This window comes from Tolypothrix sp. VBCCA 56010, assembly GCF_050875635.1.
GTDB lineage: Bacteria > Cyanobacteriota > Cyanobacteriia > Cyanobacteriales > Nostocaceae > Hassallia.
On sequence record NZ_JBPAOH010000057.1, the window covers coordinates 1 to 16,758 of the forward strand.

General features: G+C 40.7%; 22 protein-coding genes. 10 read left to right on the forward strand and 12 right to left on the reverse strand.

Annotated features, from left to right (window positions below):
• Positions 1-69: 69 nt before the first annotated feature.
• The 5 genes from AABK37_RS19685 to hemW all read right to left on the reverse strand — a co-directional run bounded on the left by AABK37_RS19685 (position 70) and on the right by hemW (position 2,786).
• Positions 70-492, reverse strand: a complete 423-nt coding sequence (locus AABK37_RS19685) for a type II toxin-antitoxin system VapC family toxin (RefSeq protein ID WP_432553232.1) — start codon at positions 490-492, stop codon at positions 70-72.
• Entirely contained in the window at positions 489-749 is a 261-nt protein-coding gene (locus tag AABK37_RS19690; RefSeq protein WP_039739538.1) for a hypothetical protein, read from the reverse strand. The genes AABK37_RS19685 and AABK37_RS19690 overlap by 4 nt, the downstream gene beginning before the upstream one ends.
• A gap of 133 nt (positions 750-882) precedes the next feature.
• Entirely contained in the window at positions 883-1,230 is a 348-nt protein-coding gene (locus AABK37_RS19695; RefSeq protein ID WP_432553233.1) for a DUF433 domain-containing protein, read from the reverse strand.
• Positions 1,231-1,261: 31 nt separating this feature from the next.
• Positions 1,262-1,546: a hypothetical protein gene (locus tag AABK37_RS19700; protein ID WP_432553234.1), complete on the reverse strand. Its 285-nt coding sequence runs from the start codon at positions 1,544-1,546 to the stop codon at positions 1,262-1,264.
• Between the two features lie 55 nt (positions 1,547-1,601).
• Positions 1,602-2,786 carry a radical SAM family heme chaperone HemW gene (gene hemW / locus AABK37_RS19705; RefSeq protein ID WP_432553235.1) on the reverse strand — a complete coding sequence of 395 codons (1,185 nt, stop codon included), beginning with the start codon at positions 2,784-2,786 and terminating at the stop codon, positions 1,602-1,604.
• 249 nt (positions 2,787-3,035) lie between these two features.
• Here hemW and AABK37_RS19710 point away from each other — a divergent pair, with 249 nt between their 5' ends.
• Positions 3,036-4,112 carry a PIN/TRAM domain-containing protein gene (locus AABK37_RS19710; RefSeq protein WP_432553236.1) on the forward strand — a complete coding sequence of 359 codons (1,077 nt, stop codon included), beginning with the start codon at positions 3,036-3,038 and terminating at the stop codon, positions 4,110-4,112.
• 279 nt (positions 4,113-4,391) lie between these two features.
• Here AABK37_RS19710 and AABK37_RS19715 read toward each other — a convergent pair whose 3' ends face one another.
• Positions 4,392-4,598 carry a hypothetical protein gene (locus AABK37_RS19715; RefSeq protein WP_432553237.1) on the reverse strand — a complete coding sequence of 69 codons (207 nt, stop codon included), beginning with the start codon at positions 4,596-4,598 and terminating at the stop codon, positions 4,392-4,394.
• 245 nt (positions 4,599-4,843) lie between these two features.
• Positions 4,844-5,305 carry a GNAT family N-acetyltransferase gene (locus tag AABK37_RS19720; protein WP_432553238.1) on the reverse strand — a complete coding sequence of 154 codons (462 nt, stop codon included), beginning with the start codon at positions 5,303-5,305 and terminating at the stop codon, positions 4,844-4,846.
• A 257-nt stretch (positions 5,306-5,562) separates the two neighbouring features.
• Here AABK37_RS19720 and ggt point away from each other — a divergent pair, with 257 nt between their 5' ends.
• Entirely contained in the window at positions 5,563-7,293 is a 1,731-nt protein-coding gene (gene ggt / locus AABK37_RS19725; protein WP_432553239.1) for a gamma-glutamyltransferase, read from the forward strand.
• A gap of 7 nt (positions 7,294-7,300) precedes the next feature.
• Here ggt and gloA2 read toward each other — a convergent pair whose 3' ends face one another.
• The 3 genes from gloA2 to AABK37_RS19740 form a co-directional block, all read right to left on the reverse strand.
• Positions 7,301-7,687: an SMU1112c/YaeR family gloxylase I-like metalloprotein gene (gene gloA2 / locus AABK37_RS19730; RefSeq protein WP_432553240.1), complete on the reverse strand. Its 387-nt coding sequence runs from the start codon at positions 7,685-7,687 to the stop codon at positions 7,301-7,303.
• Positions 7,688-7,800: 113 nt separating this feature from the next.
• A complete protein-coding gene (locus AABK37_RS19735) occupies positions 7,801-9,048 on the reverse strand; it encodes a vWA domain-containing protein (RefSeq protein ID WP_432553241.1) in 1,248 nt (415 codons plus the stop codon).
• Positions 9,045-9,260 (reverse strand): hypothetical protein, encoded by a 216-nt coding sequence (locus AABK37_RS19740; RefSeq protein ID WP_432553242.1) that lies wholly within the window; start codon positions 9,258-9,260, stop codon positions 9,045-9,047. The genes AABK37_RS19735 and AABK37_RS19740 overlap by 4 nt, the downstream gene beginning before the upstream one ends.
• A gap of 105 nt (positions 9,261-9,365) precedes the next feature.
• Between AABK37_RS19740 and AABK37_RS19745 the strand changes: the two genes are divergently transcribed.
• From AABK37_RS19745 to AABK37_RS19770, 6 genes are all read left to right on the forward strand, one after another.
• Positions 9,366-10,028: an ATP-dependent Clp protease proteolytic subunit gene (locus AABK37_RS19745; RefSeq protein ID WP_432553243.1), complete on the forward strand. Its 663-nt coding sequence runs from the start codon at positions 9,366-9,368 to the stop codon at positions 10,026-10,028.
• A 198-nt stretch (positions 10,029-10,226) separates the two neighbouring features.
• Positions 10,227-10,820, forward strand: coding sequence for an ATP-dependent Clp protease proteolytic subunit (locus AABK37_RS19750; protein WP_039739567.1), 594 nt, complete (start codon positions 10,227-10,229; stop codon positions 10,818-10,820).
• Between the two features lie 21 nt (positions 10,821-10,841).
• Entirely contained in the window at positions 10,842-11,090 is a 249-nt protein-coding gene (locus AABK37_RS19755; RefSeq protein WP_432553244.1) for a hypothetical protein, read from the forward strand.
• An 84-nt stretch (positions 11,091-11,174) separates the two neighbouring features.
• Positions 11,175-11,810 carry a J domain-containing protein gene (locus tag AABK37_RS19760; protein WP_432553245.1) on the forward strand — a complete coding sequence of 212 codons (636 nt, stop codon included), beginning with the start codon at positions 11,175-11,177 and terminating at the stop codon, positions 11,808-11,810.
• A gap of 93 nt (positions 11,811-11,903) precedes the next feature.
• The gene (locus AABK37_RS19765) at positions 11,904-12,065 is read left to right on the forward strand and encodes a hypothetical protein (RefSeq protein ID WP_432553246.1); all 162 of its coding nucleotides are present in this window, start codon (positions 11,904-11,906) and stop codon (positions 12,063-12,065) included.
• Positions 12,066-12,252: 187 nt separating this feature from the next.
• A complete protein-coding gene (locus tag AABK37_RS19770) occupies positions 12,253-12,465 on the forward strand; it encodes a hypothetical protein (protein ID WP_432553247.1) in 213 nt (70 codons plus the stop codon).
• A gap of 333 nt (positions 12,466-12,798) precedes the next feature.
• Here the strand turns inward: AABK37_RS19770 and AABK37_RS19775 are convergent, their stop codons facing one another.
• The gene (locus AABK37_RS19775; protein ID WP_432553248.1) at positions 12,799-13,809 is read right to left on the reverse strand and encodes a bestrophin family protein; all 1,011 of its coding nucleotides are present in this window, start codon (positions 13,807-13,809) and stop codon (positions 12,799-12,801) included.
• Positions 13,810-13,956: 147 nt separating this feature from the next.
• Positions 13,957-14,085: a hypothetical protein gene (locus tag AABK37_RS19780; RefSeq protein WP_432553249.1), complete on the reverse strand. Its 129-nt coding sequence runs from the start codon at positions 14,083-14,085 to the stop codon at positions 13,957-13,959.
• A gap of 588 nt (positions 14,086-14,673) precedes the next feature.
• On the opposite strand from AABK37_RS19780, the gene AABK37_RS19785 reads away from it, so the two are divergent.
• Positions 14,674-15,147 carry a hypothetical protein gene (locus tag AABK37_RS19785; RefSeq protein WP_432553250.1) on the forward strand — a complete coding sequence of 158 codons (474 nt, stop codon included), beginning with the start codon at positions 14,674-14,676 and terminating at the stop codon, positions 15,145-15,147.
• A gap of 727 nt (positions 15,148-15,874) precedes the next feature.
• Positions 15,875-16,750, forward strand: coding sequence for a P pilus assembly protein, chaperone PapD (locus AABK37_RS19790; protein WP_432553251.1), 876 nt, complete (start codon positions 15,875-15,877; stop codon positions 16,748-16,750).
• Positions 16,751-16,758 lie beyond the last annotated feature (8 nt).

The following is a 16,758-nucleotide window of genomic DNA, read 5'->3' on the forward strand; positions in this document are numbered from 1 at the left end:
GTCTTTTAAGACGATTGCGTTGGTCTCTTAATCATACGCCCCGAAGTGCGCCGTCTTCTCCCTTACACCCTAACCATGCAACCCCACACCCTTCTTGTTGACATCATTCGTTAAAAAAGCTTCACAGCCTGCTGCTAAAGCGACAGTAATTTGAAAAGCATCAGGTAGTTGTAGATTATATCTAGCTCTGATTTCAGCAGCATTGATTGCTAGTGTTTCGTCATCAATTGGGACAAACTCAATGTTTTGATTATCAGTCATCAACTCAATAAAATCTTGCTGTAACTCATTTTGTCCCAAACGATAGGGCTGAACCAAACATTCCGCTAAAGTAATAGGTGAAACAACACCCATCGGCAAACCACTGAATATGCGCTCAAAAACTACTCTGACAAGTGGTAAATACTGTGGGTTTCGCTCAACAGCATATATTACTGGCGCACTGTCCAGAAACAAGCGCGTCACACCCTGTAAACTATCTGTAATGCTCACTCCTCTTTCCTTATTTGCTTTTCTGCAATTTCTAAATCGGGAAACTCGCCCCGTCGCATTCGAGTAACATATTCCTGAGCATCCATACCTCCTAACATATTAGGCGCTATGCCGATAAACTCCATAATATTGCGGCTTGGTTTGCGCTTGATTTCGCAGCGTTGTAGCCTTTGTGTTAGATAGGCGATAAGACGCAATTGTTCATCCGGTGTGAGTGCGTCTGCTTGCTTCATTAATTCCCGTAATTCTTGAGACATTTTCTATATTTTGGTTGCGTTTACTTGATTTAATATTATCAATCTTTGCTCGGAAAATATCGTGACCAAAAGCGCGTAATAATTCCACTACTGCTAATGGGAAGTTTTCATCTGTATAAAGACGTGCCAATTTTCAATATTCCAGATTTTCTAGCATTGCTTCCTCATTTTCTCTGATTGCTTGTTCAATTTCTTTTGAGTTTGCATCTGCATAAGCCCATACGTTTACTAAGTCAGCAGCGGTAAGATGGGGAAATGCTTCTAAAATACGAGCATCACTCATCCCCAAACGGCGATCGCTTACCAATGACCAAACTGGAATGCGAGTGTTAGCAACACAAGCATCACCACCACACACACCTGGAGTTTTGGTAATTCCTTGCGAACCGTTGCTTAAACTTTTAGTTAATATTTGTATTGCCTCTGCCTTCTCAGTCAGGTTTAATGCTAATAATTGTGCTTCTAACTCTTTAAGTTTCATAAGAAATACTTTTTCCTATTAATTACTATTTTCATCGAGTAATTGTTTCCGATATTGCTCGAAGAATGCTGGCGAATCGCTCGTAGTCTAAATAAGTAGTGATACATTCATCTCTTAAAACTTTTTGTAGCGAGTCCCAATCATCTATAAGCGAACCCACTACTATAGTAGGCTCAGAAGCAAAATTATCCCACTCGGCACTTGTGATAATCCAATAGTAGTCAGTTTCAATATCTAAAAATTCAATTTTATCTTGTTTTATCCTTTCAATTAGACGGTGAAAAACTTGCTCGATTTCTTCTACTGAAATTCTCATGTTTATTTACCTGACATCCGTATGTATCTAAGTTACACTTTTATTTTTGTGCGGTTTATTCCCCCAGCTTCTCAAACAACTTCGCCAAAACCACATTAGAAAACAAAAACCCATCGGGATCGCTTAACTTTAACCTTCCCCCCACAACTTCCACCCAATGTTTCTCAAAGTAGGGTTGCAAACACTTATAAATCTCCTTTACCTTCTCTTCCCCAAACTGAAAAGTCAACGCATCTAAATCCACACCCTCAGCCAAACGCAACCCCAGCATTAAAGTATCTAACAATATTTCTTCTGAGGGAGTTACATCACAATCAATTAAACCCCCAGTTTCCACCCAAGAATAATACTCCTTGGTTTTACGCGGACGAGTAAAGCGTTTCCCCTGAAGATAACTTGCCGCGCCCATCCCAAAGCCATAATAAGGGCGGTTTTCCCAATAAACTCGATTATGCCGGCATTGATGTCCCGGCTGGGCATAATTAGAAATTTCATAATGTTCGTAACCCGCGCTCGTTAAAATTTGCTGTGCCAACCTATACATCTCAACTGTGGTTTCATCTGTCGGTAAAGGTTGATCCCCAGGTTTGTAGAAACGACCGAAAGCCGTACCAGGCTCAATAGTAAGGTCATATATAGATATGTGCGTTGGTGCTGTAGCCACCGCTTTTTCTAAAGAATATTGCCACCTATCTAAAGTTTGATGCGGCAAACCAGAAATTAAGTCTATGCTGAATTCGGGAACCCCCACCTGGCGAATTAAATCCACAGCTGTGAAGATATCAGTAATAGTGTGCGATCGCCCTGCAACTTGCAATAATTCTGACTCAAATGCTTGCACACCCAAACTTACCCGATTGACTCCCAAGCGACGATAGCCTTGAAGATGTTCTAAATCAAACGTTCCTGGGTCCATTTCCATAGAAATTTCCGCCCCCGGAGAAATACCAAAACGCTCTTCTATCACACCCAGGATACGCCGTAACTGATCTGTAGATAGAAGCGAAGGAGTCCCCCCACCAAAGAAAATTGTCTTCAAAGGTAGACCAAAAGTCGCTGTAGCAGCAATTTCTTGAATTAATACATCAACGTAGTGGGATATACCGACAGATGTTTCACCCCGCAAGCGATCGCCTACCACAGACACCGGAAAATCACAATAAAAACACCGTCGTCTGCAAAAGGGAATATGTACGTAAGCAGAACTCGGCATCCCAAAAACGATAACTTTTTCAGCCATTTTTAGAGACAATTAAATTATTATTCCTATAATTACAAACTATGAAAATTAATAGACTTTTTACAACTTTTTATATTTATTGCAACAAAACGATCAAAAATATGAATATAAAGCTCTTTGGTTATAATAATTGCAGATATTCCCTGCTTAAATCCCGCTTAGTAAGTCAATATTTCAGATTTTGTCCTACCGATGAAATAAAAAATACTGCGTTGCGGTTAACACACTTGCAGGAAAACCACACAGCTTATGCTTGATGCAATTATCATTTTCTCATTCATCCTTTTAGCGGCGGGTATAGGATTCTACAGCACCGATCTCATACCCAATGTAACCCTAGACCGCGTTACGAATCTTGAAGCTTTACGCTTTATTGTTGCAGTTTTTGCGGCAATTATTGGTGGTGCAGTCGGATTGCGATTTCAGACCGGATATCGCCGTCTAGAAGCACAAGTCCGGGACTTGCCTCTAGAAGTTATCTTAACTCGTGCGATCGGCTTGGTCATAGGGCTATTGATAGCAAACTTAATGCTGGCACCTTTGTTCTTGTTGCCAATTCCGGCAGATTTTGGCTTTATTAAGCCGCTAGTCGCCGTAGTCGGCAGCATCGTGCTGGCTTATACAGGCATGAATCTGGCAGATACTCACGGACGTGGCTTATTGCGGCTGATTAATCCTAATACTGTGGAAACAATGGTAGTTGAAGGAACATTAAAACCTGCCAGTACCAAAGTTTTAGACACTAGTTGCATTATCGATGGTCGCATTGAAACACTGTTAGAAACAGGATTTCTGGAAGGGCAAATTCTCGTACCGCAATTTGTCTTGCAAGAATTGCAACAAGTAGCTGATGCTAACAAAGATTTAAAGCGGGTGCGGGGAAGACGAGGACTCGAAATTCTCAACCGAATTAAAGAAGCTTACCCGGATCGCATTTTAATCAACCCAGCAGATTACGAAGATATTCCCACCGTAGATGCTAAATTAGTGCGATTCGCTCAAGAAATTAACGGTACACTGCTAACTAATGACTACAACTTGTCTAAAGTAGCCACTGTTCAAAAAGTGCCTGTTTTGAATGTTAACGATTTAGTTAACGCTGTTCGTCCCTCGTATTTACCTGGTGACTACATTGACTTAAAAATTCTCAAAGAAGGTAAAGAACCCAGTCAGGGTATCGGCTACCTCGACGACGGTACAATGGTTGTCGTTGAAGAAGGCAGTAGTTATGTCGGTGGTGAAATCCGGGTAGTAGTCACTAGTGCTTTGCAAACTTCAGCCGGAAGGATGATTTTTGCTAAACCCCAAGCTTCTGCATTAGCGTAAGGTAAATGGCTCGAAAAATTCGCGCTCTTATTATGCGATCGGTGCAGTCAATCTGCACCGGTTTTATATCGAGTCAAGTACGAAGAGGATGGCGAGTGGGTTTTTGTTTGCCATCAATGTTGGGATCAAGTTAGTCAAGATAACCCCTTTTATGTTTATGGGGGAACGAGGATGGCTCGAAAAAAGTAAATAGCGCGTTTCATCAATAGTCAAATTTGATAAACGGTGCAGATTGACTGCACCGTTTTTTGATGAAATTAAAAACTTTTAGCTAAAAATTTATTGCTGCTTGTCACTTTCTTCTTGCGTTTGTAATTGTTCCAACTGCTCAACAGTTAACTTTGTCATTCTTGCTACTTCCTCTAATGGCATCCCACTATTAAGTAGATTTTTTGCCACTTCAAGTAAAGCTTCAGTTCTACCTTCGGTTCTCCCTTCAGTTCTACCCTCAGTTAAAATCTCTTGATAAATGACTGACTCGCGCATAATATCCGACCTCAAAACTCGTTTTATGACCTCTTGATTCAATACTAAACCAGCTAAAATCGCCGTGGAAAAAGTTACTGGTAGTCACTATGGAGGATAGGAAAGATTGTGGATTGTAAAATTATTGTCTAAAACAAATTTCATATCTAGCAAATGACACATATTGTAGAGACGTTCCGGTGGAACGTCTCTACATCGTAATTTCTGGCGCTATCAAAATAATTGGATATTTTATCTGTATCAAATCACAGATATTTTTCCATTACATAGTTTTTAAACGTAACTCCCCGTCGTTCTACTTGCTGTTCCTTAACTATGCTAAATCCCTTACTTTGAAAAAATAACTTTGCAGTAATACTCGCTTCTGTATATAGCCGTTTAATTCCTTGTAATTTAGCCGTATTTTCTATATGACTTAATAGTTCTGAACCAATACCCTTTTTTTGATATTTACTATGACAATAAAAACAATCAATATGACCATCCGCTTCTAATTCTCCAAATCCAACTATCTCACCATTATCTTCAGCAATATAGGGAAGCTTGGTTTGTAACCTTTTGTGCCAAAATTCATAATCCATACTTTCCGGTGCCCAAGCATTTACTTGTTCTTGAGTATAATCTTGAATATTAATTTCATGAACTGTATCGTAAAACAGTTTCATGATTGCTTGAGTGTCAGATAATCTGTATTCTCTTATTATCATCTTTAATTTTAGTAAGACAAAATGTATGTAAGATTGAGCCTCTCTATATATTAAAAAAGCAAATGCGCTAAAAGTGGATTTTCATCCCGCTTTATTAACATAGGTTTTGTCCCTTAATATCATAAAATAAGCATATTCCCTAATTTGCTTGATTACTTAAAGTCAACATTGCCATGATTAGACGAAGAAGATTGAAAAAATGCCTCTCAATCTTAATCCTTAGCTTTGCATTTATTGGTCTGGCGTTAGGTCTAGATATGGCTGTAGCGGGTAGTGTTTACCATCCCTTAACTTATCTTTATCGCATATTGAGTTGGGTAGGGTGCAAAAGTTCCAATTGCAACAAAACTACGCTTCAAGCCTCTGTTCCCCCTGTATCAGGCAAAAATGGCATTGTTGTCACCACGCAACACAACGCATCTGAAATCGGGTTACAAATTCTCAAACAAAAAGGGAATGCAGTTGATGCAGCTGTAGCTGTAGGATATGCCCTAGCTGTTACCGATCCCTGTTGTGGCAATATTGGTGGGGGTGGGTTCATGCTCATCCACCTGGCTAATGGTAAAAATATTTTTATCAACTTCCGCGAGAAAGCTGCTTTAAAAGCTACTAAAAATATGTATCTCGATAAACAGGGTAAGGTAATCTCTGGGTTGAGTAGTAAGGGCTATCTTGCGGTTGGAGTTCCTGGAACCGTTAAAGGACTCGATCAAGCACTTTCTCAATATGGAACAATGACTCGTCAGCAGGTGATGACTCCAGCGATTAAGCTTGCTGCTGAAGGATTTGTATTGCAGGAGGGAGACATTAAAATATTAAAAGCTGGGACTGCACAGTTTAAGAATCAACTTAATGTTGCAAGCATATTTTTGAAAAACGGCAAGAATCCTTATCAAGTTGGCGATCGCTTGGTGCAGAAAAACTTGGCTCAAACTCTTAAGTTAATTTCAAATCAAGGAACAGATGCTTTTTACAAGAAAGCGATCGCTCAAGAGATTGTCAAAGCTAGCCGGGAAAATGGTGGCATTTTCACAGCTGATGATTTTAGCAAATACGCGATCGCTCAAACCCAGCCAGTACAATGCAACTATCGGGGGTATGAGGTAATTTCTGCCCCACCTCCAGGAGGCGGTACTACCTTGTGTGAGATGCTCAATATTCTAGAAGGTTATCAGCTCAAACAACTTGGCTGGCACTCCCAAGATAGCCTTCACTTCATGCTGTCAAGCATCTTATACGCTTATGCTGACCGAAACAAATACTTAGGCGATCCAGATTTTGTCAAAAATCCAGTTGCGCGACTTTTATCAAAAGATTATGCTGCCTCTATTCGTTCCCAAATTCCCAAACAACAGGCTATTTCACCAAAGCCTCTCTACTCTGATATTACATCCCATGAGGGAACTAACACAACCCACTACTCTATTGTAGACCGTTATGGTAACGCCGTAGCCGTAACTTACACTATTAACTCTTACTTTGGAGCAAAAGTAATTGCTGGCAATACTGGCTTTTTCCTCAACAACGAAATGGATGACTTTACATCTAAACCTGGCGTGGCAAACAACTTTGGTTTAGTGCAGGGAAATGCTAATATCATCGAACCAGGTAAACGCCCCCTCAGTTCTATGTCACCCACTATCGTGACAAAAAATGGTAAAGTTTTCATCGTCACGGGTAGCCCTGGAGGGTCAACAATTACTACAACTGTTCTCCAAGTAATTACTAACGTCATTGATTATGACATGAATATTTCTGAAGCTATAAACGCTCCTCGAATTCATTATCAGGGATTACCCAATGTAGTACTTACAGAACCTTACAGCCTTAAGTCTAGTACTGTACAAAAATTGTGGGAAAGAGGTTACAGAGTGGCTCCGTTCTTAACTTGGGGTGCTGCTGAATCTATTTTGGTAGACCCGAAAACTAAGCTGCTATATGGCGCTAATGATAGTCGCAAATCCGCAGGCAAAGCTGTTGCTTATTAAGGACATTCTAACGCTCATAAATCTCTAAAGGCAAATTATCTGGGTCTTTAAAAAAAGTAAATCGCTTGTTTGTAATTTCATCAATCCTGATATTCTCTACTTCTACGCCTTTTGATTTTAAATAAATAACAGTTTGTTCTATATCATCGACTTCAAAAGCCAGATGTCTTAATCCGCAAGCTTCAGGATTATTAATCCTTTGCGGAGGTTCGGGAAAAGAAAATAACTCAATTTGCTGCTTTTCTCCCACACGTAAATCTAATTTATAAGAATTTCTCTGAGCGCGAAAAGTCTCTTGAATAATCGAAAAACCTAATACTTCTACATAAAACCTTTTCGAGCGTTCATAATTAGAACAAATAATCGCTATATGATGAATACCGGTAGTTTTCATAGGAGTTAGTGGTTAGTAGATAGTGGTTAGTGGGGAGCGGATAGTGGATAGTAGCAACTAACAACCAACAACCAACAACGCTCCAACTATCCACCAGCAACCAACACTTAATACTAAGGATCTTGCAAAACTGTTTTAGACACAATTCTGGTTTTCTTACGATCGCTTTCCGATAATTCTTGCCCAGCTTGCAACCTTGTGGCGGAAGTTTGCAATACTGTCGCGGCACTTTTATCTCCCATTTGCAAAGCGGTTTTTGCCGCAGTTTGCAGCATTGTTGCTGCACCAGCGCGATCGCCTTGTTGTAATTTCGCTTCTGCTAGTTGAGTTTGTCGATACTTGGCTAACGCGAGAACATGTTGCTGCACTTGCGGATCGTTCACAGATTGGTAATTCCGAACTACATTAGCATAAATTGGGATATTTGGTGAAAATAATCCAGTTTGGTTGTCGGTGGGATCGTCGTAGCGGACTTGTAAATTAGCGATCGCTTGTTTACCTTCGGGCAATTGTCCCAGATAAATATTCGCTAAAATCACTCGTTCCACATCTTTCATTAAATCACCCAAACGCACCGCCAACCGTCCATCAGTTTCGTATTGTACAGGTAACTCAATTGTGTCTGGGGCAACTTGAGCGATCGGTTTGAGTTCTGCCAACCGCACTTTCGGCATTAAAGAAAATAGTAAATAAGCATTCGTCAATCCTACCGTTTGCATCCGGGTAAAAAGGCGACTAAATTCTTCTACTGCCCGATCTGGTTGTTGAATGTAAGATAAAGTACCCAAACCAGCATCAGCAATTTTTTCTAAAACATCCTGATTCCAATTGTCGCCAAATCCCAAAGTATTCAAAGTCAAATTGTAGCTAGCAGACAATTGAGCAAATTTCAAACAGCGATTGTTATCACCGTGTTCGTTTTCACCATCAGTTAACAGAAAAGCTTGAGAAATAGTTTCTTTTTTTCCCTTCGCTAATTCTTCAATCCCTAAACGCAAACCTTCATCAATTGCCGTTCCTCCATCTGCCGAAAGTCGGTTAATTTCCCTTTTGATTTGTTCGGGATTTTCGATAAATTGATTGGGGACTAAGACCTTAGCACGATGATCGAAAACTACAACACTCAGGCGATCGCCTTTTTTGAGTTTGTCAACCAAACCAATCGCCGCTTTTTTCACAGTTTCTAGCGGTCGTCCATTCATCGAGCCACTATGGTCTAAAATTAGACATAAATTTAGAGGGACATTGCGATCTAGATTGGACGCGATCGCCGAAATCGAAATTGACAACTGACGTTGACTGTTTTGTTGATTCGCGTCCAAACTATTATCATTCAGAGTCGGCTGCAAGCTAACTTTCATAACCCAGGTTTCCTATCCAGATATACATATTCATAAATAACTTCAAATTCCAACAACAGCGCTACGGAAAAATTATCCCCCAAGCATACGTTAACAATATTCACATTTTTTTGAAGACTGGGGGAGTAGGGACAAGGGGGAGACAATTCTTTCTCCCTTGTCTCCTCCCTCTTCCTTGTCTCCCCCCCTCTCCCCATCCCCCCATCTCCCACTCCCCCCCTCTCCCCTTATATAGCGAGAAATCCACACCTTTAACGCACCTAGCATCGCGTTAGTATGTATTACAGTTAACGGCATAATTTCAGGCAACAGTTGCTATGGACATTTCCCCCATCAAGGCTGTTCAAGCCCCATACGGCGGCGATAACTTCTACCGGACACCGCCGCCAGATTTACCTTCATTATTGTTAAAAGAGCGAATTGTCTATCTTGGGATGCCACTAGTGCCTGCTGTCACCGAACTGATAGTAGCTGAATTGCTGTATTTACAGTCTGACGATCCAGAGAAACCAATTAAAATTTACATAAACTCTACTGGCACTTCCGGTTACAGTGGCGATCCCGTCGGCTTTGAAACCGAAGCCTTCGCCATATATGACACAATGAGATATATCAAGCCTCCCATCCACACCATCTGCATCGGTTCAGCGATGGGTATGGCAGCGATGCTTCTCAGTGCTGGAACAAAAGGTTGCCGCGCCAGCTTGCCCAACGCTTCGATTATCCTACACCAGCCTAAGAGTTACGCTCAAGGTCAAGCAACCGATATTCAAATTCGGGCAAAAGAAGTTCTGGCAAATAAAGCATCCCTGGTTGATATTCTATCTACAACCACCGGACAGCCCCCAGAAAGAATTACCAAGGACATGGATCGGCTGTTATACATGACACCTTACCAAGCCAAGGAATACGGTTTGATTGACCGAGTTTTTGAGAAAGAAGAACTCGCCAATCCGCCATTACCAGCCAGTGTCCTTTAATTTTGGATTTTAGATTTTAGATTTTAGATTGGGCTTAATTAAATTAGACTGAAAGACTTTTGGAATTGAAATAATATCTCTTCAATCCAAAATCCGTCTTGAAAAACTTTGATCGCCGGATGCCGACGCTCAAACTTTTCGCAAAATCCAAAATCCAAAATCTCCCACACCCTTAGCTAATTAATAACGGAGAAAATTATGCCTATAGGCGTTCCTAAAGTTCCCTACCGGATGCCAGGGGAACAATATACACAGTGGGTTGATATTTACAATCGTCTTTACCGGGAACGGATTATTTTCCTGGGACGAGACATTGATGATGAAATTGCTAACCAAATCATCGCCGTGATGCTGTATCTGGATTCGGAAGATCCAGGTAAGGATATTCAACTGTACATCAATTCCCCCGGTGGAATGGTGACATCTGGTTTGGCGATTTATGATACAATGCAGCACATCAAATCAGATGTGGTAACGATTTGTGTCGGTTTAGCAGCCTCGATGGGTTCATTTCTGCTAGCGGCTGGCACCAAAGGTAAACGGCTTGCATTGCCTCACTCACGAATCATGATTCACCAACCTTCTGGTGGTACTCGCGGACAAGCATCCGATATCGAAATTGAGGCAAGAGAGATTCTCCGGATTCGTCACCAGCTAAATAATATTTACGCTGATAACACCGGTCAGACTTTAGCAAAGATTGAAAAAGACATGGATCGTGACTTTTTCATGTCTGCTGCTGAAGCGAAAGAGTACGGTTTAATCGACCGTGTGATTGAAGACCGACCGTAGGAGAGGAGGGGGACAAGGGGAGTGGGGGAGTGGGGAGACAAAGGAGACAAGGCAGACAAGGAGGACAAGGAGGACAAGGGGAGCTTTTCTCCGTGCGGAGGTCACGAACGCCCTCGGCGACTGGCACTGGACTTGGAGGCAATTTTTCTTTATCTCCCTTGTCTCCCCCTCTTCCTTGTCTCCCCACTCCCCCACTCTCCCACTCCCCCACTCCCCACTCCCCACTCCCCACTCCCCACTCCCCCAAAAATTGTGAAGTATGAACTTTAAGTTAAAAATTTAGTCTTTATGATTTATACTTCAGGCTTTAAGCTAATAGCTGATAGCTGATATTCTTGCTTCTGATGGCTGAAGATGGATCTTGGAGATTGCTACCGTGTATTAGGTTTAAGGTCGGGAGCTTCGTTTGTTGACATCAAAACGTCTTACCGACGGCTGGCGCAGCAATATCATCCCGATATCAATCCAGGTGATAAAAAAGCTCAAGACAAATTTATTGCTTTGACAGAGGCTTACAAGTTGCTTTTGACGGTTGTACCGCCAGAGGAAATGGCTCAACGGTCAACTCAGTCGCAAGAAAAGGCGCCTCAGTCAACAAAGACAACGTGTCCAGAACCTGTAGTCACGGTGACACAGGAGACGACACCAAAACCGCCACCAAAGCCGACACCAAAGCCGCCTAATTTGGTGGAAATAGAACAGCGGCTGAAGTGGAAGACTTATGAGCAGTTGCAGCGGTTTTTAAAAGAAAGAAGGTTTCCGCAAGCGATCGCCCTGGCGGAAGCTTTGGCTGAACGTTTACCCGAAGATGCCGAAGTGCGACAATGGCAAGCGATCGCCTATCAAATTTGGGGACGGGCGCTAATTGCTGAAAAACAACTACTCAAAGCGAGAATATATCTTAAAAAAGCCTTAAAGACTGACCCTAATAATAAGTCTCTTTCCCAAGAGGTACAGCGCGACTTCCAAAAGTTAGAGCAGGTTTTTTGATAAAAATGCTTAATTAAGGTGTATTTTTTTGTGGTCGTCATTTGTCAATAGCTTGAATTAATCATAAATGTCTCTTGACAAATCACAACTTCAATGTATTACAAAGATACTGGACAACTAAATGTCGCACGCCACATGCTTCAAGTCGGCAGAGCCGACGGCAGATGCTTCAAGCCGGGAAACCCGTCCAACGCACTGCCTCCCCAACGCAGTGGCTCGGCTAAACAAACAAAGCCTACCTACGTAGGCTTTTAAAATCATGTTCTACAATCGCTTTTTACTTATATTAATCAAGTCTTAGTTCACCGCTTTATAGAAAAGGGCATGTCTTGTCACAGATAATTTTAAGTAGGTAGGCGGGAAAATTTATAACTATATTGTTGCTACCATTACTAAATAAATAAATAAGTAAACTGTTGGAAACTTTGGAAGAAGTATAAAAATGAAAAGCGAACACGAAAGAGAAGAAATAATTAAAGCTATCAACGTACTGTTAAACCAAGCTTATGACAGTACTTTAGATGAAATTTATGCTTTATTGAAAAAAATTGATGATGAAGAAGATGAAGAAGATTTAAAAGATATTAAAGAAGCTAGAGAAGATATACGTATTAACGGTACTGTGCCGTGGGCACAAATACAATTTAGGAAATAAAAAAGGATGTTGCGTGACTTACACTGTAGAGTTTTCAAAGGGTGCAAGAAAACAATTTATAAAATTACCTCTAGATGTACAGGAACGCATAAAAGACTGACCCCAATAACAAGTCTCTTTCCCAAGAGGTGCAGCGCGACTTCCAAAAGTTAGATCAGATTTTTTGATATAAGTCAACCCCTTCTCATGATTGAGACGCACTCGCGTTCGGGGAATTCACTCATTCACTCATTCACTCATTCAAAAAATAATAACTACCAAAATAAATTTAGGGGCTGGTTACGAGTTAGACTTGTTTAGCTCTTAAGAATCCCTTCGTCAAGACAGCCAGCGTCAAAGTCGCCAGTCATATTCTGTGCTAGGAGCAAGCGTAATTAACTCTTCAACATTACGTAGCATTGTGTTGCAAATCGCATTCAAGGGTAGGTCATTTGGATCGTGCCCAAAAGGCTCTTCGATTTCCGAGCCAATTTCTTCAATGCTCAATAAGGTGAAACTGACAAAAGCCATTATTATACCAGTCCACCAAGTTAAATTATTAACTATTTCCAGAGGCAATATCAGACAAAAAATTAACAACAATTGTCTGAGCTTAATAGTATATATCAAGGGCAGTGGCGTTTTCAAAATGCGTTCGCAGCCACCCAAAATATCTACCAAATCATCCACCAAATTATATAAGGCAGTTAGTTGATAGATATTTACACAATTACGGTCTTGCTGATGCTGCAAATAATTCCTAATCCAGAAGGCAATTTGTAGTGAGGGATGTTGAGTATCTTTGAGCTTGAAATACTGGATTTCGGACATCAATGACGCTAACTGCTCATCTACAGGTTCTGCCCTTAGATGTAACTTCATCGCCACCGCAAAAGCAACTAATAGCCGAAGTGTTGCCTCTTTTTCTACTCTATCCTGCGGTGACTGCTCTTTAACTACTACGTAAATTCCCTGAGCCAAGTTACGAACCGTATTGACTAAAGATCCCCATAGTTTACGTCCTTCCCAAAATCGTTCATGGGCTGTATTCGTCCGGAAAACCAACAATAAAGTAAAGCCAATATTGAAACTCAAGACGGCATTGGTAAGGACAGCACTTTTCTCTGGGAATGCTACGGGAAACCCCCAATTGTCCAGTATTGATACTAAAAAACCATATACACCACACAACAGTACCCAGGGAAGAATGACTGGAACAACTGACATTTCAAGTAGTAAAGTTACTTGAAACCAATTCCGTTTTTCGCCTGTGTAGAGGTGATACTTTCCTGTAAACGAATTTTGTTTACTGCTAAAAAACTTTTTGCACCTTTCCAGTGTACTAGTAAATTTTGAGCGGCTCATCTGTTAGAACTCCAAATGATTTAACACAGAGCGTTCAATGATACAAATCTTTACAAGTTCTCAACCTAGCACACATCACATAAAAAGGGTATAAAAATCATGCGGTCATACGCAAAAAAGTTACTTCTTGGGTGCCTAAAGCCTCACTTATTCTCGATGAGATTCTTCACCACTACCCAAAGGTAGAAATTCAACCTGCCCGGTGTTGCTATTTTGCTCAACTTTCACTAAATGAATATTCGACTGTTGGCGATCGCTATTTTTTTGAGAAGTCATCTTTATTGCGCTAATCTAATGCCAAGACCTGTGCATTAGTTTTCATGTGGTGTTAATTCCACCAGCGGGTTGAAAGTGTGTAACTATAAAATCTGTCCTAGGGAGGATGATTTATCTGTATATTAATATAATTGAGTGATGGAAATGAAAACGTAATTTCCAGCGCTTCAAGCTGATTTGAAGATAACTTTACATAAATACACTGAAAAACGGTATTTTGACGCAGTTTAATTGACTGCGTTGATTTTGCGTGTTAACACTGTTTGCTTTGTATCTTTTGCTAGTTATCTTAGTACCAGGTTCAGAGAAATTTCATGCAAAGCTGACTAGCTTGATATTTGCTTATTCAAATCATCCAAGTAGCGCAGCAAAGGTTGGTTTTTTCAACTTTGGATTTAACCAACTTCAAAAGTAATTAGGGCAATGTCATTACCACTTGATTATCTTAGGTTGCGCGTAGAATCTGCTGTGGCATTTTGCACAGCAATTTTCAATTTTGCTCTCAAGTTGAATATCGCGATCGCAATCTAAGTTGTTTCTGTGATTGTGCGCTTTTCAAAAGTAATTTACATAAGTGAGGACTTTACTATGTTGCGTCGTTCTTTATTCGTTTCTGCTTTGATGTTGGCTAGTGTTGTTGGTTTCGCTTCTAGTGCTAAGGCAGTGTCTGAACCTGTCAACTTAACCGGAATAGTACCTACTGCCTGCACTCTGACTGATGTAGTAGCAGGAACTCTGGTTTCCAGTGGCGATAACAAAACTTTGAGCAGCACTCTCAGTGGTGGTGCAGCTGCTACACTCAAAATCAACTGCACTACTGGAACTGTAAGTCTCACAGCCCCTACAAAAACTGCTGGTACTACTGGTACTACTACTAATGCTGATATTGAAACTAAAACAGCTAAACTAACTTTGTTTGACAATACATCCGTTGATTCTGGTGCACCAGCAATTGCTGTAGTCTCTGGAGCCGCAAAAGTAGACCTGGTAGCAACAGATACTAATGCTGCTTTAGCTCCAGGGAGCTACACTTTTACTACCACTGTCACCGTAACTCCGTAAGCAGATTGTAGGTTGGGTTTCACTGTGTTCAACCCAACAAATTTAAAGATTTTGTTTAGTTTCATTACCTCAACCCAACCTAATAAATAGTGTGAAAGTACCCCTTCCCGCTTGCGAGGAGGGGAATTTTTCATAAATATTGTATATTTGCTGGATGAAATTTATATTTTTGTAGGATGGGTGTTTCACCCGTCCTTTTCATTTTTAAAGCGCAAAATGCACCCCGCAAGAATCATATCATGTCGAGTAAATTAACGATTATAACTATAAAACCTCACCCCACCTCACCCCTTTATTTCCCCTCTACGAGCGTAAGGAGAGGGGTTAGAGGTGAGGTGTTTATATTGCGGGTAATTTAGCCAATAAGTTAAACGCGGGGTGGGGTTCGGTGAAAATAGCGAGTATTTAACTAGGCTTAATATCAACTCAGATAAATACTGTAGATTCTACGGTTATCACTGGCTAAAAAGACTGCTAAAACAGAATCACTGTTAACGAGTAATTAGTAATTGAGAAGTTATAAATTAAGAGTTAATATTCCTAACTCTGAATTCATCACTATTCCATTATTAATTGCCAATTTTTCAGAGGTAATCTACTGATACTAATATCTTGCAACGGACGATTAAAATCGCAAATACACAAACAAAACCTGAAAAACAAGATACCCGACTTCTTAGAGAAGTCGGGTATCTGAACTAAAAAGTTTTTGGAGAATTAAATTAAAATGTTCTTTTCAACTTTAAATGCGGGAGTTATTTCCGCACCTGTTCGTACTGCTTGGCATTTAAGTTCCTGGGCATTATCTGCGGCTTTACTTTGGGCAGGAGCAAGTCAAGCACAGGTGAGTCTATCACCATTAAAAATTGAAGTTAAAACTAATCGCGGTCAAGCTCAAGGCGTTATTAATATCACAAATACTAGTAACGAAACCTTTCGCGCTCGCGTCTACGCAGAATCTTTTACATACAATCGAGATAAGGGTTTTGAAAGTTTACCATCTAGCCCTTCTGATTTAAGACCATATTTGCAATTTTCGCCGCGTGAACTTGTTGTCCCACCGGGAACAACTAGAAGAGTACGCTTGAATGCTCGTTTGGCTCCGAGTTTGCCGGCTGGTGAATATCGGACAATGATTTTCACTGAACCTTTAAAGCCGAATACTGTCAAGAATGGAAATGGAATTACAACGAACATTATCACTCGTGTTGGTAGCGCGTTTTTTGTCCGTAAAGGTGATGTGCGTCCTAATTTGACGGTGGATAGCGCTAGATGGAATGCAGAAGCAAAGAAGATACAACTATTAGTCCGCAACAGTGGTAAAGCATCTGCTTACACATCTATTAAGTGGACTCTCAAGCAAGGTGGAACAATTGTTAAATCTGGAGAATCACCAGCTTCGGGTATTGTGCCTGATGGCGATCGCAATTTAATTTTAAATCAATCTAAAAAAGATGAATTAGCTCTTTCTCCTGGAACATATCAACTAAGTGGTGAGTTGCTGTGGGGTGAAGATAACGACAAAAGTAAACTACCATTCAAGCTGGATTTAACTGTTCCTGGAGGAAATTCTACTACATCGCCAACCAGAAATAGAAGGTAAAAGTCAGC

What these genes read in the sequence shown, in the direction of transcription:
- AABK37_RS19700 (WP_432553234.1), bottom strand. Translation starts at nt 1,546, where the DNA reads ATGAGAATTTCAGTAGAAGAAATCGAGCAAGTTTTTCACCGTCTAATT.
- AABK37_RS19765 (WP_432553246.1), top strand. Translation starts at nt 11,904, where the DNA reads ATGTATTACAAAGATACTGGACAACTAAATGTCGCACGCCACATGCTT.
- AABK37_RS19735 (WP_432553241.1), bottom strand. Translation starts at nt 9,048, where the DNA reads ATGAAAGTTAGCTTGCAGCCGACTCTGAATGATAATAGTTTGGACGCG.
- AABK37_RS19780 (WP_432553249.1), bottom strand. Translation starts at nt 14,085, where the DNA reads ATGACTTCTCAAAAAAATAGCGATCGCCAACAGTCGAATATTCATTTA.
- gloA2 (WP_432553240.1), bottom strand. Translation starts at nt 7,687, where the DNA reads ATGAAAACTACCGGTATTCATCATATAGCGATTATTTGTTCTAATTAT.
- AABK37_RS19785 (WP_432553250.1), top strand. Translation starts at nt 14,674, where the DNA reads ATGTTGCGTCGTTCTTTATTCGTTTCTGCTTTGATGTTGGCTAGTGTT.
- AABK37_RS19770 (WP_432553247.1), top strand. Translation starts at nt 12,253, where the DNA reads ATGAAAAGCGAACACGAAAGAGAAGAAATAATTAAAGCTATCAACGTA.
- AABK37_RS19760 (WP_432553245.1), top strand. Translation starts at nt 11,175, where the DNA reads ATGGATCTTGGAGATTGCTACCGTGTATTAGGTTTAAGGTCGGGAGCT.
- AABK37_RS19690 (WP_039739538.1), bottom strand. Translation starts at nt 749, where the DNA reads ATGTCTCAAGAATTACGGGAATTAATGAAGCAAGCAGACGCACTCACA.
- AABK37_RS19745 (WP_432553243.1), top strand. Translation starts at nt 9,366, where the DNA reads ATGGACATTTCCCCCATCAAGGCTGTTCAAGCCCCATACGGCGGCGAT.
- AABK37_RS19750 (WP_039739567.1), top strand. Translation starts at nt 10,227, where the DNA reads ATGCCTATAGGCGTTCCTAAAGTTCCCTACCGGATGCCAGGGGAACAA.
- AABK37_RS19710 (WP_432553236.1), top strand. Translation starts at nt 3,036, where the DNA reads ATGCTTGATGCAATTATCATTTTCTCATTCATCCTTTTAGCGGCGGGT.
- hemW (WP_432553235.1), bottom strand. Translation starts at nt 2,786, where the DNA reads ATGGCTGAAAAAGTTATCGTTTTTGGGATGCCGAGTTCTGCTTACGTA.
- AABK37_RS19790 (WP_432553251.1), top strand. Translation starts at nt 15,875, where the DNA reads ATGTTCTTTTCAACTTTAAATGCGGGAGTTATTTCCGCACCTGTTCGT.
- ggt (WP_432553239.1), top strand. Translation starts at nt 5,563, where the DNA reads ATGGCTGTAGCGGGTAGTGTTTACCATCCCTTAACTTATCTTTATCGC.
- AABK37_RS19775 (WP_432553248.1), bottom strand. Translation starts at nt 13,809, where the DNA reads ATGAGCCGCTCAAAATTTACTAGTACACTGGAAAGGTGCAAAAAGTTT.
- AABK37_RS19715 (WP_432553237.1), bottom strand. Translation starts at nt 4,598, where the DNA reads ATGCGCGAGTCAGTCATTTATCAAGAGATTTTAACTGAGGGTAGAACT.
- AABK37_RS19720 (WP_432553238.1), bottom strand. Translation starts at nt 5,305, where the DNA reads ATGATAATAAGAGAATACAGATTATCTGACACTCAAGCAATCATGAAA.
- AABK37_RS19695 (WP_432553233.1), bottom strand. Translation starts at nt 1,230, where the DNA reads ATGAAACTTAAAGAGTTAGAAGCACAATTATTAGCATTAAACCTGACT.